Source organism: Amycolatopsis sp. (assembly GCF_025464955.1).
GTDB lineage: Bacteria > Actinomycetota > Actinomycetes > Mycobacteriales > Pseudonocardiaceae > Amycolatopsis.
In genome coordinates, this window is the sequence record NZ_JAODNM010000130.1 from 1 (window position 1) to 14973 (window position 14973).

The 14973-nt window shown below is 66.7% G+C and carries 13 protein-coding genes; 4 read left to right on the forward strand and 9 right to left on the reverse strand.

Features of this window, described 5'->3' with window-relative positions; all coding sequences use genetic code 11:
* Positions 1–100: 100 nt before the first annotated feature.
* Both JWQ81_RS33930 and JWQ81_RS33935 read right to left on the reverse strand, forming a co-directional pair.
* On the reverse strand, positions 101–556 hold the full coding sequence (locus JWQ81_RS33930; protein ID WP_297548007.1) for a DUF3558 family protein: 456 nt from the start codon (positions 554–556) through the stop codon (positions 101–103).
* A 91-nt stretch (positions 557–647) separates the two neighbouring features.
* On the reverse strand, positions 648–1277 hold the full coding sequence (locus tag JWQ81_RS33935) for a DUF3558 family protein (RefSeq protein WP_297547885.1): 630 nt from the start codon (positions 1275–1277) through the stop codon (positions 648–650).
* A gap of 129 nt (positions 1278–1406) precedes the next feature.
* Between JWQ81_RS33935 and JWQ81_RS33940 the strand changes: the two genes are divergently transcribed.
* The gene (locus tag JWQ81_RS33940) at positions 1407–1733 is read left to right on the forward strand and encodes a hypothetical protein (RefSeq protein WP_297547886.1); all 327 of its coding nucleotides are present in this window, start codon (positions 1407–1409) and stop codon (positions 1731–1733) included.
* On the opposite strand, the gene JWQ81_RS33945 is transcribed toward JWQ81_RS33940, so the two are convergent.
* Both JWQ81_RS33945 and JWQ81_RS33950 read right to left on the reverse strand, forming a co-directional pair.
* The gene (locus JWQ81_RS33945; protein WP_297547887.1) at positions 1714–1947 is read right to left on the reverse strand and encodes a DUF397 domain-containing protein; all 234 of its coding nucleotides are present in this window, start codon (positions 1945–1947) and stop codon (positions 1714–1716) included. The genes JWQ81_RS33940 and JWQ81_RS33945 overlap by 20 nt on opposite strands.
* Complete coding sequence (locus tag JWQ81_RS33950) at positions 1940–2350, reverse strand: DUF5753 domain-containing protein (protein ID WP_297547888.1); 411 nt, start codon at positions 2348–2350, stop codon at positions 1940–1942. The genes JWQ81_RS33945 and JWQ81_RS33950 overlap by 8 nt, the downstream gene beginning before the upstream one ends.
* A 47-nt stretch (positions 2351–2397) precedes the next feature.
* Between JWQ81_RS33950 and JWQ81_RS33955 the strand changes: the two genes are divergently transcribed.
* Both JWQ81_RS33955 and JWQ81_RS33960 read left to right on the forward strand, forming a co-directional pair.
* Complete coding sequence (locus tag JWQ81_RS33955; RefSeq protein WP_297547889.1) at positions 2398–2706, forward strand: hypothetical protein; 309 nt, start codon at positions 2398–2400, stop codon at positions 2704–2706.
* A gap of 74 nt (positions 2707–2780) precedes the next feature.
* Positions 2781–3266: a hypothetical protein gene (locus JWQ81_RS33960; RefSeq protein ID WP_297547890.1), complete on the forward strand. Its 486-nt coding sequence runs from the start codon at positions 2781–2783 to the stop codon at positions 3264–3266.
* Between the two features lie 61 nt (positions 3267–3327).
* Here the strand turns inward: JWQ81_RS33960 and JWQ81_RS33965 are convergent, their stop codons facing one another.
* The gene (locus tag JWQ81_RS33965) at positions 3328–7047 is read right to left on the reverse strand and encodes a multifunctional oxoglutarate decarboxylase/oxoglutarate dehydrogenase thiamine pyrophosphate-binding subunit/dihydrolipoyllysine-residue succinyltransferase subunit (protein WP_297547891.1); all 3720 of its coding nucleotides are present in this window, start codon (positions 7045–7047) and stop codon (positions 3328–3330) included.
* A gap of 341 nt (positions 7048–7388) precedes the next feature.
* Entirely contained in the window at positions 7389–8003 is a 615-nt protein-coding gene (locus JWQ81_RS33970; RefSeq protein WP_297547892.1) for a DUF4291 domain-containing protein, read from the reverse strand.
* A gap of 46 nt (positions 8004–8049) precedes the next feature.
* Here JWQ81_RS33970 and JWQ81_RS33975 point away from each other — a divergent pair, with 46 nt between their 5' ends.
* Positions 8050–8601, forward strand: coding sequence for a DUF4262 domain-containing protein (locus JWQ81_RS33975; protein ID WP_297547893.1), 552 nt, complete (start codon positions 8050–8052; stop codon positions 8599–8601).
* Between the two features lie 8 nt (positions 8602–8609).
* On the opposite strand, the gene JWQ81_RS33980 is transcribed toward JWQ81_RS33975, so the two are convergent.
* From JWQ81_RS33980 to JWQ81_RS33990, 3 genes are all read right to left on the reverse strand, one after another.
* Positions 8610–12371, reverse strand: coding sequence for an ABC transporter ATP-binding protein (locus JWQ81_RS33980; protein ID WP_297547894.1), 3762 nt, complete (start codon positions 12369–12371; stop codon positions 8610–8612).
* Between the two features lie 145 nt (positions 12372–12516).
* Positions 12517–13398, reverse strand: a complete 882-nt coding sequence (locus JWQ81_RS33985; protein WP_297548009.1) for an ABC transporter permease — start codon at positions 13396–13398, stop codon at positions 12517–12519.
* A gap of 2 nt (positions 13399–13400) precedes the next feature.
* Positions 13401–14465, reverse strand: coding sequence for an ABC transporter ATP-binding protein (locus JWQ81_RS33990; protein WP_297547895.1), 1065 nt, complete (start codon positions 14463–14465; stop codon positions 13401–13403).
* Positions 14466–14973 lie beyond the last annotated feature (508 nt).

Consider the following 14973-nt stretch of genomic DNA (forward strand, 5'->3'; position numbering starts at 1 on the left):
CGCTTGGCTGGACTGGCTGTGTGAGTTCGACGGCGGGTCCGACCGGTGTGGTGTCGTCAACGCTTCGGGGATGCCGTAGGCGTCTTCGGTCGTCGCTCGTCTACGTCCTCGCCTTGATGTTGGTCAGTACCCGGTCGGCCACATCGCGGCCGGCGGTGCAGGCATCGATACCTTTCGACGCTGCGCCTTGGCTGATAAACATGCCGACCGTGAAAACAAGGTCGTCGCGAATTCCAACAAACACCCGGCAGTCGAGGCTGAGACCCCCGCCTGCCTTGGTTTGGTAGGTCACACCAATGTGAGCCCCGCTGCCTGAGGCATTATTCCAGTCGCATTTGGGGCCGGCCGCGTTGTCGCTAGGTGTGGGTGGATTAGGGGTTCCGATCAACGTCGTGAGGTCGGCGGTGGTTAGTGCGGTGTCGCAGGGGCTGCCGGCGAGGACTTTCGCGGGAAGGGGGTTTTCCACAGATGGGACGTTGGAGGTCGACGCTCTGGTCGTCGACACAGAGCCAGGTACTGCTGACGGAACGCCAGCTACGGAGCACCCTGCGAGCATGAGCCCGCTGAAGGCGAGGCCGATGATGGTCGACGAATGGTGGCGAGTCACTGAGAATTCTCCTTGAATGTCCGGCTGCTGGATGGCACGGCTAGGACCTTGCCTTGATGTTGGTCAGCACCTGGTCGGCGATGGATCTGGCGGCCGTGCACGGGTTGACGTGCTTGCCCTTCGCAAGCTCGCTGAGCGTGATTCCGGCGGAGTGGGCCAAGGAATTCGAGATACGCACGACGACCTGGCAATGGTCTACGCCAGCGGTGTCGACGTCTCCTGTTGCACGGTAGGCGACTGCCGGGTAGCTCTGGACGGCTTCGAGTTCTTCCCAATGAACGGCGGTTGACTTCACGTTTTGGTAGGCGTCGCTCAGGCCATGGGAATTCGTTTGGTAGAAGACGGTGGTGGTTGCGCCGTTGCCTGATGCGTTCGCCCAAAAGCATCGTGGTCCGAGCGGAGTGTCTCCAGGTTTGCCTGGGTCGGGCGGGCCGATGAACTTCGTCAGATCGGCGGTGGTTAGGGCTGTGTCGCAGGGGTTGCCAGCGAGGGCCTTGGCGGGGACGGGGTTTTGCACGGTGGGGGCGCCGCTGGAGGTGGCGACGGTGCTGGTGGAGGGGGTTTCGGAGCTGGGGGTTGGGGTGTCGGCGACGTGGGCGGGGGAGCAGGCGGTTAGGGCGAGGGCAGTGAGGGTTAGGAGAGCGGCGATTGGTGGGTGGGGGCGCGGCACGCGAGTGGGATCCTTCCGGGGGCGGGCTGGGGCGCACTGAGGATAGCCGGGTGGTTACGCAGCGTGGGGCGGAATAGGAAAGGTCGAAATACACAGGTTCGTTACAGGATTGTCTGGCAGGGTGGCCGAATGGACGGCGACGGGTACGTGGAGGGGCTCCGGAGAACTGCGGCGGCGGCGGCGAGTTTGGCGGAGACGCAGAGTCAGTTGGCGGAGGCTCTTCGCGGGATTGACGACCTGGGGGTTGATATTGACCAGATGGTCCAGATTAGTACCCGCGGGGCTGAATTCCTCAAGCAGATCGGTGCGGTGAACGCGGCGCAAGCGCTTGCGTATGAGGACATGATGGCGGCCGGCGGGCCGGAGAACTCTCGCGCTTATGTGGAGTACGAGGCCACGACTCGGCGGAATACGGAATTGCTGCCCAGTGAGTCTCTCAGCGACGAACTTTGGTGATGAAGGCGTTCCACTGAGTAAGTGAGACGGTCAGGGTGCCGCCTGGGCGGTCTTTTGTGTCTCTGACCTGGATGTTTTCTGGGGCATTGGCGATCTCGACGCAGTTGCCTTCACCAGCCGAGTGGCTGCTGGTGCGCCAGCCGACCTCGATGCAGTTGCCCTGGCCGCCGCTGTAGCTGCTTGTCCGCCACGTGACGTCGGTCGGCTCAGGCATGTTCATCGGGGTCCTCTCTATCGCCGTATAGCTCCACTGCAATCTTGCGGATCAAGCCTCTCGATTGTTGCTCATCGAGCGAGGTTTCCGCCAGCGCCGCAACTATTCGCTGGTAGGCGATGATTTCCTCCGGCTCCTCCAAGAACAAGGTGGAGGTCGCGCTCTCCAAGTAGATCACTGGCTTGATCGTTGCGAAGTCCATGAGCGTGAACGACCCCTCGACGCCTGCGTGCGCACCCATGCTGGTCGGCACAACACGCAACGAGATGTAGGGGCGTACTGACATGCGTAGTAGGTGATGGAGCTGTTCTGACATCACCGAGCCGTCGCCGACGGGGAGCCTCAATACGAACTCGCCGACAATTTCGGCCAGGGACACTGTGGCGCCACCGGAAAGGAGCATTGAGTGCGTTCAGTGAAATCGGTTTCCTATGGTCAGGAGGTTCGACTATGCCCACTATTTCACCCGCACATGCACGCGCATTCTGGTTGCTGCGCAATGAGATCTACGCCCAACTCGACGAGGCCGAGTTCCTTGCCATGGGTTTCGGCGAATGGGGAATCAGCGATCCGGAAGCCATCGGCAAGCTGATCTGCGATCTGGTGACCGTGATCCGCATCGTCGTCGGTAAGCACAGCGAAGACGCCGAAGGCCGTTGCGGGTTCTGCAACTCCTCGTGGCCGTGTCCCAGCGTCGGCTCGATCCACGACGCCATGCGCGACCCGGAGAGCGAGTTCGTGAAACTGGTCGAGAGCTAGCCTTCCCGGCTCAACCTTTCGGTACGTCAGACCGTACTACTCGATGTCAGAGGTTCACTCGATCGAGGAGCACCATGGATTTTCGTGCCAAGCTGGGGATCGGTGTCGCCGTGTGTGCGGTGGCGGGGATCGGGACGTCGATGTTCGCACCGGCGGCCTTCGCCGAGTCCGGCAAGTTGACACAGTCGGCGGCCGTGTCGCAGCTCGCCGCGGCCGGGATCGGGTACACGTCATCGGGCGGTTGCACGACGAGAAGCGACGTGAACTGCACGTCCCTGGACCAGATCAACGCCACGACGGTCAACGACCTCATCGCGTTCCACCGGACCAGCGGCTGCGCGGTGCTGATCACCGGCGGCACCGAAGTCGGGCACGAGACGAGCACCTACAGCCACTACAACGGCTACAAGGTCGACCTGAGGCTGAACACCTGCATCAACAGCTACATCCGCGCCAACTACGTGCCGATCGTGCCGCCGACGTTCGGCACCGAGCAGTACCGCGACGGCAGCAACATCTACACCTACGAGGGCAACCACTGGGACGTCGAGTACCACTGAGCAGCAACAGAAAGGCCGCCTTCACCACTGCTGTGAAGGCGGCCTTTGCCGTTCTGGAGACCTACTCGAAGGCCTTGGCGATCAGGGCCTTCTGCTCGACCTCGTGCACCTTCGACGAACCCGCCGACGGCGCGGCCATCGGGCGGCGCGCGGCCACCTGCAGCTTGCCGAGGACCTCTGGGAACTTGCGGGGCAGGTTCAGCCCGAAGAACGGCCAGGCACCCTGGTTCTCCGGCTCTTCCTGGACCCACACGATCTCGGTCGCGTTGGTGAAGCGCTCGATCGCCGCGAGGAGCTTCTTCTTCGGCAGCGGGTAGTACTGCTCGATCCGCACGATCGCGACGTCGTTCGCTTCCTGCTTCGCGCGCTCGGCAGCCAGCTCCCAGTAGAGCTTGCCCGACGTCAGCAGGACCTTGCGCACCTTGGCCGGGTCAACGGTCGAGTCGTCGATGACCGACATGAACTTCGTCTGGTCGATGAAGTCCTCGACCGCCGAGGTGGCGGCCTTGTTGCGCAGCATCGACTTGGGGGTGAAGACCACCAGGGGTCGGTTCACGCCGTCCATCGCGTGACGGCGCAGCAGGTGGAAGTAGTTCGCGGGCGTCGACGGCACGGCGACCGTCATCGAGCCCTCGGCGCACAGTGCCAGGAAGCGCTCGATGCGACCGGACGTGTGGTCCGGGCCCTGGCCTTCGTGGCCGTGCGGCAGGAGCAGCACGACGTCGGAAACCTGGCCCCACTTGGCTTCACCGGACGAGATGTACTCGTCGATGACGGTCTGCGCGCCGTTGACGAAGTCGCCGAACTGCGCTTCCCACATGACCAGCGCGTCGGAGTTGGCCACCGAGTAGCCGTACTCGAAGCCGACCGCCGCGTACTCGGACAGCGCCGAGTCGTAGATCATCACGCGGCCCTGGTCCTCGGCGAGGTTCTGCAGCGGGCTGTACTCCTGGCCGGTCTTCCGGTCGATGAGCACCGAGTGCCGCTGGGTGAACGTGCCGCGTCGCGAGTCCTGGCCGGACAGCCGCACGAGACGGCCTTCGATCGCCAGCGACCCGAACGCGAGCAGCTCGCCGAACGCCCAGTCCGCGCCGCCTTCGCGGGACATCTTGTGTCTCCGCTCCAGGACCGGCTTGACTCGCGGGTGCGCGGTGAAGCCCTCCGGCGTGTTGAGGAACGCGTCGCCGATGCGCTCGACGACCTCGCGCGTGACAGCCGTCGGCACCTTCGACGGGACCTGCTGCTCCTCCTCGACCGACGGGCTCACCGTGGCGGGGTGCTTCTCGAGCTCCCGGACCTCGTTGAACACGTGCTCGAGCTGGCTGGAGAAGTCACGCAGCGCGGCCTCGGCCTCGTCCACGGAGATGTCCCCGCGGCCGATCAGCGATTCGGTGTACGTCTTACGCACCGACCGCTTGGTGTCGATGATGTCGTACATCGCCGGCTGCGTCATCGAGGGATCGTCACCCTCGTTGTGGCCGCGGCGGCGGTAGCAGACCATGTCGATGATGACGTCCTTGTGGAACTCCTGGCGGTAGTCGACGGCCAGCTTCGCCACCCAGTGGGCGGCTTCCGGGTCGTCACCGTTCACGTGGAACACCGGCGCGGCGATCATCTTGCCGACGTCGGTCGCGTACTGCGACGAGCGCGAGTGCTCGGGCGCGGTGGTGAAGCCGACCTGGTTGTTGATGATCAGGTGGACCGTGCCGCCGGTGCGGTACCCGCGCAGCAGCGCGAGGTTCAGCGTCTCGGCCACGACGCCCTGGCCCGCGAAGGCCGCGTCGCCGTGCATGAGCAGCGGGAGCACGGTGTAGCCGGAGCCGCCCTTGTCGAGGAGGTCCTGCTTCGCCCGGACGATGCCTTCGAGAACCGGGTCGACCGTCTCGAGGTGCGACGGGTTCGACGCCAGCGACACCTTGGTCTCGCCGTCGCCGAACATACGGAAGTACTTGCCCTCGGCGCCCAGGTGGTACTTCACGTCACCGGAGCCGTGCGCCTGGCCGGGGTCGAGGTTGCCCTCGAACTCGCGGAAGATCTGCGAGATCGGCTTGCCGACGATGTTCGCGAGCACGTTCAGCCGGCCGCGGTGCGGCATGCCGATGACGACCTCGTCGAGCTCGGCCTCGGCGGCCTTGTCGAGCACGGTGTCGAGCAGCGCGATGGCCGTCTCGCCGCCTTCGAGCGAGAAGCGCTTCTGACCGACGTACTTGGTCTGAAGGAACGTCTCGAACGCTTCGGCCGCGTTCAGCTTCGACAGGATGTACTTCTGGACCGCGGTGTCGGGCTTCTCGTGTGGCACCTCGACGCGGTTTTGGATCCAGCGGCGCTCGTCCGGGTCGAGAATGTGCGTGTACTCGATGCCGACCGTGCGGCAGTACGAGTTGCGCAGCACGCCCAGGATGTCGCGCAGCTTCATGCGCTCCTGGCTGGCGAAGCCGCCGACGGGGAACTCGCGGTCGAGGTCCCAGAGCGTCAGGCCGTGGGAGAGGACGTCGAGGTCCTCGTGGCGGCGCTGGCGGTAGTTCAGCGGGTCGGTGTCGGCCATCAGGTGACCGCGCATGCGGTACGCGTCGATGAGCTCGAGCACACGAGCTGTCTTGTCGACGGCGCCTTCGGGGATGTCGGCGACCCAGCGGATCGGCTCGTACGGCAGCCGCAGTGACGTGAAGATGTCGTCGTAGAAGCCGTTTTCGCCGAGCAGTAGCTGGTGGATCAGCTTGAGGAACTCGCCGGACTCCGCGCCCTGGATGACGCGGTGGTCATACGTCGAGGTCAGCGTGACGATCTTGCTGACGGCGAGGTCGACCAGCGTCTTCTCACTGGTGCCCTCGAACGCCGCCGGGTACTGCATGGCGCCGACGCCGATGATCGTGCCCTGGCCGACCTGCAGGCGCGGGACCGACTGGTTGGTGCCGATGCCGCCGGGGTTGGTCAGCGAGATCGTGGTGCCGGCGAAGTCGTCGGCGGTCAGCTTGTTGTTGCGGGCTTTCCGGACGATGTCCTCGTACGCCTGCCAGAACTGCAGGAACGTCATGTTCTCGGTCGCCTTGATGGACGCGACAACGAGCGTGCGGGTGTTGTCCTTGCCCTTCATGTCGATGGCGAGACCGAAGTTGACGTGCTCCGGGGTCACCGCGAACGGCTTGCCGTCGACCGACTGGAAATGCCGGTTCATGTTCGGGAACTGCTGGAGCGCCCGGACCATCGCGTACCCGATGATGTGGGTGAAGGAGATCTTCCCGCCACGGGTGCGCTTGAGGTGGTTGTTGATGACGATGCGGTTGTCGGCCATCAGCTTGGCCGGCACGGCACGCACGCTGGTCGCGGTGGGCACGGACAGCGAGGCGTCCATGTTCTTCGCGATCGCCGCGGCCGCGCCGCGCATCTGCTTGCGCTCGGGCTCGGCGGCGGCCGGCTTCGCGGCGGGGGCCGAGGCGGCCACCGGGGCAGCGGCGGGCGTGGCGGGCGCGGGCTTCGCGGCCGGTGCCGAGCCGTTGGCCGACGTCGTCGCGGCGGGCGTGGCGGGCGCTGCTTTCGCGGCTGGTGGTGGGCTGGCCGGCGCTACCGGCGCCTTGCCGTTGCTCGAACTCGCGACCTGGTCAGAGGCCTTTTCCGGGGTGGTCGTCGCCTGGGTAGGCGTGGCCTGCGTCGGCTTGAAGTCCGCAAAGAAGTCATGCCATGCGGCATCTACTGAAGAGGGGTCGGCGAGGAATTGGTCATACATTTCCTCGACCAGCCACTCATTGGGGCCGAACTGTGACGCAGGGCTGCTGCTGGACACGGCTTGGGCTCGCCTCTATCCGTCTCGATCTTGATGTTCACTGATGCGCCTACCAGGCTAACCCCCTCTCGATCCGGCGTGTGATCGAACTGGCCTGTGTGAGGCGTGGCGCACTAAGGCGTCGATCACTGCCTCGATCAAGATGAGGCAGGTCACCCGTCGTCGGGAGGGTGAAACCGCCTACCCGTCCAGGGCATTGTCACTGTGGGTCACCGCTGTTCAGCGCGTTGCTTCGATGCGTGAAACACCTCCGAAAGTAGGTCGGGTGGAGTCGTCGGAAACGGACGCGCTCGAGCGTGCAGAAGGGGCATCCGAGAACTGGGTCATCGACGTTCCTGTGGTCAGCGCGTTGCGCCGATGAGAGTGGACACCTCCGGGGCGAGGATGAAGGGGCGTTCGTCTGGGAGTTCGGCGCGGGCTTTGTCGAGGTCGCCGTTGGCGACGTGGGTGCCGACCGTGTGGAACAGCGGCGTCACGTCGGTGACCTCGGTGATCCACTCGTCGACGTAGCGCTCGACGCCCTCGCCGCTGAGACCAATTTGGATCGACCGGTACGGCAGCGGGCGGTGGTGGAGGTCGCGTTCCGGGTCCCACTGGACGCGGACGGGTGACGTCTTGAGCTGGTCGGCCCAGGCTTGCCGGTCGGCGTGCATCGACCGTTCGAAGTGGCTGAGTGAGGCGTGCCGCAGTGCCCAGTCGAAGCCTTCGAGGGTGATGTCCAGCGCGAGGACGCACTCCTGGCCGGGTTTTCGGCCCCAGCCACAGCGGTACGCCATCCAGAGAAAGGACGGCTTGATCCACGTCATCCGTTCCCGTTTGAACGGTGCCACGAAGGTGCCCGCTTCGACCGCCGGGTCGGCGATCTCGGGCGCGTAGGCCTGGTAGACGCGGATGGTCGTCTCGGTGTGCCGCGCCCGGATCTGGCGTTGGGGCGGTGGCTGGTTCACGGGGGTCATCGTCTCAGCTCGGCCGAAGTCGGGACACCGATTTAGACTCTGTTCCATGCCTGCTGGGGAACGCCGCTGCCAGTGCCTGATCTGCGCCGACTACGGCGATCGGGACCGGCTCGACGCGATCGACACCGACCTTGTCGCGAACATCGACGAGCGCGGCTGGGGCGTGATGATGATCCCCGAGGACGACACCGGACCCGGCTGGGCGTACACGGTCGGACTCTGGCACAGCCACTTCTCGGCCGAGATCGCGATGTTCGGCCTGGACATCTACGACATGACCGACTGCCTCAACGTCCTGGGCGCGCAGGTCCGGGACGGTCGCGCGCTGGTCTCGGACGAAGGACGCGCCGAGGTGATCGAGCGGTATCCGGTGGTGCTCAAGGACGTCGACGAGGGCTGGCGCAAGGCCTTCTTCGGTACGTCGATGGGGTTCTACCGGTCGACTCGGGAGGTTCCGTTCCTGCAGGTGCTGTGGCCTGACCAGGACGGCAAGCTTCCGGGGGTTCCAGGCTGTTCGGAGGGGTACCTCGCCCTGCAGCCGAGCTTGTGGCTGACGCCTGACGAGCACCCAGTCGGGTGCTGGACGGCGCAGATCTGACCCGCGGGTCATGAGCCCAGTGCCCAGAGCCGGGCGTAGAAGCCGTTGTGGGCGAGGAGTTCGGCGTGGGTGCCTTGCTCGACGACCCGGCCGTGGTCGAGGACGATGATCCGGTCGGCGCGGGCCGCTGTGGCCAGGCGGTGGGCGACCACGAACGTGGTGCGCTTGCGCGCTAGCTGCTCGGTCGCGCGGAGCACGGCGGACTCGGTGGACGGGTCCAGCGCGGCTGTCGCTTCGTCGAGCAGCAGGATATCCGGGTCGACGAGTTCGGCCCGCGCGAGTGCGACGAGCTGGCGTTGCCCGGCCGAGAGCGACCGGCCCCGCTCGCCGACGGGTTGCCGGAAGCCGGCGGGTAGCGCGGCGACGCCGTCCAGCGCGCCGACCGACCGCACCGCGGCCTCGACCTCGGCATCGCTGGCCGACGGCTTGCCATAACGCACGTTGTCCGCGACCGTGCCGGAGAACAGGTGCGCCTCCTGCGGCACCACGCCCATCCGGCCGCGAAGTGCCGCGAGGTCGTACGACCGGATATCGATGCCGTCGATGCGCACTTCCCCGCCGGTCGCGTCGTAGAACCGCGCGACCAGCTTGACCGCCGTCGACTTTCCCGCTCCGGTGGCGCCGACGAGCGCGACGGTCTCCCCGGGCGTGACGTCCAGCGACATGTTGCCCAGCGCGAGCTTTTCCGTGCCGGTGTAGGCGAAGTCGACGTTGTCGAAGGTCACCTCGCCGCGCAGCTTTTCGGGCACCTCGACCGGGTTCTCGGCGGCGGGTACCGAACTCGGCGTGCGTAGCAGGTCGCCGATGCGGCTGAGGCCGACGCGGGCTTGCTGGTAACCGTCGAAGACGGACGAGAGCTGCTGGATCGGGGAGAAGAACTGGTCCAGGTACAGCAGGAACGCGAGCAGGATCCCGGCGGACAGCGTGCCGGCCGCGACTCGGTTCGCGCCCGCGAGCAGGACGACCGCCTCCGCGATGCCGGAGAGCATGGTGACCAGCGGGAAGTACGTCGCGATGTACGCCTGGGCGCGGAGCCGCGAACGGCGGTAGTCGTCGCTGCGTTCGGCGAAGGCTTCCGCCGAACGCTCCTCGCGGGTGTATGCCTGCGCGACCCGCAGGCCGGTCACGTTCTCCTGCATGTCGGCGTTGACCACGCTGACGCGTTCCCGCGCTTCGGTATACGCCCGGGATGCGAGCCGCCGGAAGAAGTACGTCGCGACCGCGAGGATCGGCAGAACCGCGAGCGCGTACAGCGCCAGCGCGCCGTCGGTGAGCAGCAATGCGCCGGAGATCCCGACCAAGGTGAGCACGCTGACCACCGCGGTGGCGAGCCCGGTCTGCAGGAAAGTGGACAGCGCGTCGACGTCGGTGGTCATCCGGGTCATGATCTTGCCGGACAGTTCACGCTCGAAGTAGTCCAGGCCGAGTCGCTGCAAATGCGCGTAACTGCGTACCCGCAAGGCATACAGCACCGTTTCACCGACTCGGGCCGTCATCTTGGTCTGCGCGTAGATCGCCAGCCAGTCCACCAGGATGACCAGCGCGCCGATCCCGGACGCCACCCAGATCGCCGACTCGACCCCGACGCGGACACCGTGATCGACCCCCTGCTGGTACAGCGCGGGGAGCGCGATCGCGGCGAGCGCGTCGGCGGCGACGAGCGCGATGACCACGATGAGCGGCCAGCGCACCGGCCGCAGTAGCGCGCTGAGCCGGAACGTGGGATCCGGGGCTGTCACGTCAAGTTTGCCCAGCCTCGGAGAATCGTAGGCAGGCGGCAGTTTCCGGACGCCCTCGAGAAGTTCCTCGGTCGGCGGCAGGTCCAGCCCGGACGATCCCCGGCCGCCGTCCCCGGAGGCACCGCCGGTGCGTTGCAGAGCCGAATCGGCCAGCTCGTCGACCTCGTCACGGTTCCCGTCGTCCGGCCACAGCGCCGGAGTGATCCCGGCGGGGCCGCAGTCGAGGCCTTCGCACCGGTGGACCTCTTCGACGTCGTCGCCGGGGCCGGCGACCAGCTCGCGGTAGAGGGCGCAGCGGCCCTGCAGTTCTTGCTCGGTGCCGATGTCGATCACGCGGCCGCCGTCCAGCACCGCGATCCGATCGGCGAGCGACAGCGTGGAACGCCGATGCGCGATCAGCAGCGTCGTGCGCGAGGCGGTGACCGAGCGCAGGGTGTCGTAGATGGCGGCTTCGGTGACGGTGTCGACCGCGGACGTCGCGTCGTCGAGGATCAGCACGCGAGGATCGGTGAGCAGCGCCCGGGCGAGCCCGAGGCGTTGGCGCTGACCACCGGACAGCGTCAGCCCGCGCTCGCCGACGAGGGTGTCGTAGCCCTCGGGCAGCAGCCGGATGAACTCGTCCGCCTCGGCCGCCCTCGCCGCGGCGATGATCTCGTCTTCGGCGGCGTCCGGCCGGCCGTACGCAATGTTGTCGCGGATCGAGGTGGAGAACAGGAAGGCTTCCTCGAAGACCACGCCGATCGAGCGTCGCAGCTCCTGCATCTTCAGATCGCGGATGTCGACCCCGCCGATCTCGACGGACCCGCTGTGCACGTCGTAGAACCTGGGCAGCAGTAACGAGATCGTCGACTTGCCTGAACCTGCCGTGCCGACCAGCGCGAGGGTCTCGCCGGCCCGGGCGTGCAGTGACAAGCCGTTGAGCACGGGCTCGGACCGGGTGTAGCCGAAGTGGATGTCGTCGAGCCGGATGTCCAGCGGCCCTTCGGGCATCGGGCGGGCGTCCAGGCTGTCGACCACCTCGGGCTGGGCGTCGACGAGTTCGTACACGCGCTCGGCGGCCGCCCTGGTCAGCTGTGCCTGCACGACCAGCCCGGCGAGCATGCGGGCCGGGCCGGTCAGCGCCGAAACGTATGTCGCGAAGGCGAGGAACGTGCCGAGGCTGATTTCCCCGCGCATCGCGAGAATTCCGCCGGCGGCGAGCACCGCGACCTGGCCTGCCGCGGGCAGCGCGGACGTCGTCGCGGTGGGCAGCGCGGACAGCCGCGCCGCCCGAAGCCGTTCGGCGAACAGGGTTTTCGCCGTTTTCTCCAGGCGCGCGACCTCCCGGACTTCCTGGCCGAACCCCTTGACCACGCGGACGCCGGTGACCGTCTCCTCGACGTGCTGGGCGACGTCGGCCGCGCGTTGCTGCGCTGACCAGGTGGCGGGGAACAGGCGTTTGCGGCTTGTGGCGATGATGATCGCCACCGCCGGTGTGATCACCAGCGCGATCAGCGTCAGCGCCGGGGACATCCAGAGCATCGCGCCCAGCGCGAGGACGGCGAAGATCACCGAACCCGCGGACAGCGGAACCTGCATCAGGATCCCGGTGACCAGCTGCAGGTCCGTGATCGCGCGCGAGACGATCTGCCCGGTGCGCATCGAGTCCTGCTTGCCGCCGTCGAGCCGCGACACCGCGCCGAACACGGTCTGCCGCAGGTCGTGCTGGACGTCGAGGGCCAGGCGGCCGCCGACGTACCGGCGCACGAACGCGGTGCCGAACGACAGCACCTGTACCGCGATCAGCGCGACGGCCAACCCGCCGAGCTGGCCGGTGCGGCCGCCGACCGCGTCGTCCACGGCGACTTTGACCAGCAACGGGGACGTCGCCTGCAGGCCGACCCCGACGATCGCGGCGGCCAACGACAGCATGACCACCCAGCGGTGCCGCCAGGAGGCGGCCGCGAGCCGGCGGATCCAACCGGTGTTCTTCGGCCGGCCCGTCTCGCGTGCTGGACGGTCTTGACGGATGAGGGGTGGGGCAGTGGTCACTCCGTCACAGTAGGCGGGGGTACCGACAACCTGCCGTGATTGTGTCCGACGACCGTTCGAGATGCGCACTCGTACGGTCGCCCCGTGCGCTCAAGCGCGCGTGGAATGCGCTTGAGCGCACGGGAAATGCACTCACTTGACTCGATCAGGTGATGTCCCGGCGTTGGTTCGCGGCCCAGCCGCCGCCGAAGAGCGCTGCCGTCCAGGCGGCGAAGACCAGGGCCGAGGCCCACCAGGAGACGACGCCGGGGGCACCGGCCGCTTGCTGGACGAGATACTGCGCGCCGTTGCTGAGTTCCGGGGGCAGGTTCAGGGTGTTGATGCCGAACGCGCCGGCCGCGATCCCGCCGACGATCCCGTTCGAGGTGCCGTTGGGCAGGATCGCGCCGAGCACGGTGGTGTCGCTCCACAGCACCAGGGTCAGCGTGTTCTCGATGATCAGGAAGTACACCAGCAGCAGCACCACGGCCAGGGTGACGTTGTTCAGCAGCGCGCCGAAGCCGATCCCGAACAGCGTCACCAGCACCGAGGCGAGGATCGTGCCGCCGAACGCGGCCAGCCACTGCGCGACGTCGGGCAGATGCGAGCCGTCGACGCTGACGACCGTCGCGATCGCGGCCACCGCGAAGCTGACGACGCCGTACAGGACCCCCCACACGATGTAGGTGATCATTTTCGCGCTCAGTGCGGAAAGCCGGTTTGGCGCGGTCAGGAAGGTGGTGGAGATCGTCTTGTTGCGGTACTCGCCGGCGAGGGCGAAGACACCGAACAGTGCCGGGATGAGCATGGCGACGTTGACCCCGTGCGCGATCGACAGCAAGCCGACCGGGAGCTTGCTGACGTCGATGCCCACCCGCCGGAAGATCAGGTCGGAGTCGCTGCCGCCGATGTAGTTGACGAAGTTGTTGGTGAGCAGGCCCCAGACGTACGAGAAGCCGAACCCGAGGAGCACCAGCGGGATCAGCAGCACCCACCAGGTCTTGAGCGAAAGCGTCTTGCGGAACTCCGCCTTGATCAGGTTGCCCATCATCAGCCTTGGCCTCCCCAGCCGTTCTGCTGGCCCGGCGGCGGGCCCTGTTGGTAGGGCGGCTGCCCGGGTTGCTGGTAACCGGGTTGCTGGTAACCGGGCGGCGGTCCCTGCTGGTAAGGCTGCTGGTAGCCGGGCGGTGGTCCCTGCTGCGGGTAGCCGCTGAACTGGGACGAAGTCAGCTGGAAGAAGAGGTGCTCGAGGTCCGCGTGTTCCTCTTGCATGCCGTACAACGCCGTACCGGCCTTCGCGGCCAGGTCGCCGATCTGCCGCACGGTCGCGCCGACAACGGCGACCCGGCCGTCCGGCGTCGGGGACACCTGGGTGAACCCGGCCTCCTGCAACGCGGTGACGAGGACCGACACGTCCGCGGGTTGCACGAGTACGCGGGATTGCCGGCTCTTTTTCAGCTGGTCGAGCGAGCCGTAGTAGCGGGTCATGCCCTGGCTGATGATGACCACCTGGTCGATGGTCTGCTCGACCTCGTTGAGCAGGTGGCTCGACACCAGCACGGACCTGCCTTCACGCGCGTACGCCCGCAGGAAGTTCCGCAGCCACAGGATTCCTTCCGGGTCGAGGCCGTTGGCCGGCTCGTCGAGCACGAGGACCTGGGGGTTGCCGAGCAACGCCGTCGCCAGCGCGAGCCGCTGCCGCATGCCGAGCGAGAACCCGCCGGCCTTGCGGTCGGCCGCGGGCGACAGGCCCACCAGTCCGAGCACCTCTTCGACGCGCTGGTCGGGCATCCCGATCGCCGCGGCGTAGACGCGCAGGTGGTTGCGGGCCGTGCGGCTCGGGTGGAAGCCCTCGTTCTCCAGCACCGAGCCGACTACCCGCGCCGGGTTGCCCAGCTGCGAATGCGGGCGGCCGTTGATGGTCGCCGTGCCCGCCGACGGCGTCACCAGCCCCAGCAGCATCCGCAGCGTGGTCGTCTTACCGGCCCCGTTCGGCCCGAGGAAACCCGTGACCGAACCAGGTTCCACCGTGAAGCTCAGATTCTGGACCGCGTTGACCGGGCCGAACTGCTTACTCAGGTTCTGCACCGTGATGCGACCACTGCCGTCGTGCATACCGCCCCTTCCCCCGTTGTGGATCCGCGCCATCCTGCCCTATGCGGACCCCTCGCGCGTGACGTTGGGCACGGAAAGGTGATAAGCGACGTTCGTCACGGTGTGGGCGCTGTGTTCTTCACGTCGAGGTCACAGAAGGGGCCCGTTTTTGTCGCCGGATGCCCGTTTGTAACGTTTTTCTCCAGGAGTTCACCGACTGCGGGCCTTCTTGGTGGACAAGTATTCCGACAGAACTACGGACCCGACGCAGCGAACTCTCGCGTTATTACCTAAGCTATAGCTGGCGGCCCGCTCCCAGTGACCCCCAGGCTGGTTGAGCGGGTCGCCCCTTCACCTTCTCCCCAGTGTGTCCGCGGAGAGCGCGGACCTGCGGAGGTTCGGTTCTTCAGCCCTGGGGGCCGAGCCCCCAGACCCCCACGGTGCGGTATGTCGCTGTTGGCGGGCGTGGTGACGCTTGAGGGACAAGAAACGGGCCCCACCGGGTGGTGGGGCCCTTTTCGTTTGTTGG

Coding starts and splice junctions, on each gene's coding strand:
- JWQ81_RS33930 (WP_297548007.1), bottom strand. CDS start 556: ATGCTCGCAGGGTGCTCCGTAGCTGGCGTTCCGTCAGCAGTACCTGGC.
- JWQ81_RS33940 (WP_297547886.1), top strand. CDS start 1,407: ATGGACGGCGACGGGTACGTGGAGGGGCTCCGGAGAACTGCGGCGGCG.
- JWQ81_RS33945 (WP_297547887.1), bottom strand. CDS start 1,947: ATGCCTGAGCCGACCGACGTCACGTGGCGGACAAGCAGCTACAGCGGC.
- JWQ81_RS33950 (WP_297547888.1), bottom strand. CDS start 2,350: ATGCTCCTTTCCGGTGGCGCCACAGTGTCCCTGGCCGAAATTGTCGGC.
- JWQ81_RS33955 (WP_297547889.1), top strand. CDS start 2,398: ATGCCCACTATTTCACCCGCACATGCACGCGCATTCTGGTTGCTGCGC.
- JWQ81_RS33960 (WP_297547890.1), top strand. CDS start 2,781: ATGGATTTTCGTGCCAAGCTGGGGATCGGTGTCGCCGTGTGTGCGGTG.
- JWQ81_RS33970 (WP_297547892.1), bottom strand. CDS start 8,003: ATGACCCCCGTGAACCAGCCACCGCCCCAACGCCAGATCCGGGCGCGG.
- JWQ81_RS33975 (WP_297547893.1), top strand. CDS start 8,050: ATGCCTGCTGGGGAACGCCGCTGCCAGTGCCTGATCTGCGCCGACTAC.
- JWQ81_RS33985 (WP_297548009.1), bottom strand. CDS start 13,398: ATGGGCAACCTGATCAAGGCGGAGTTCCGCAAGACGCTTTCGCTCAAG.
- JWQ81_RS33990 (WP_297547895.1), bottom strand. CDS start 14,465: ATGCACGACGGCAGTGGTCGCATCACGGTGCAGAACCTGAGTAAGCAG.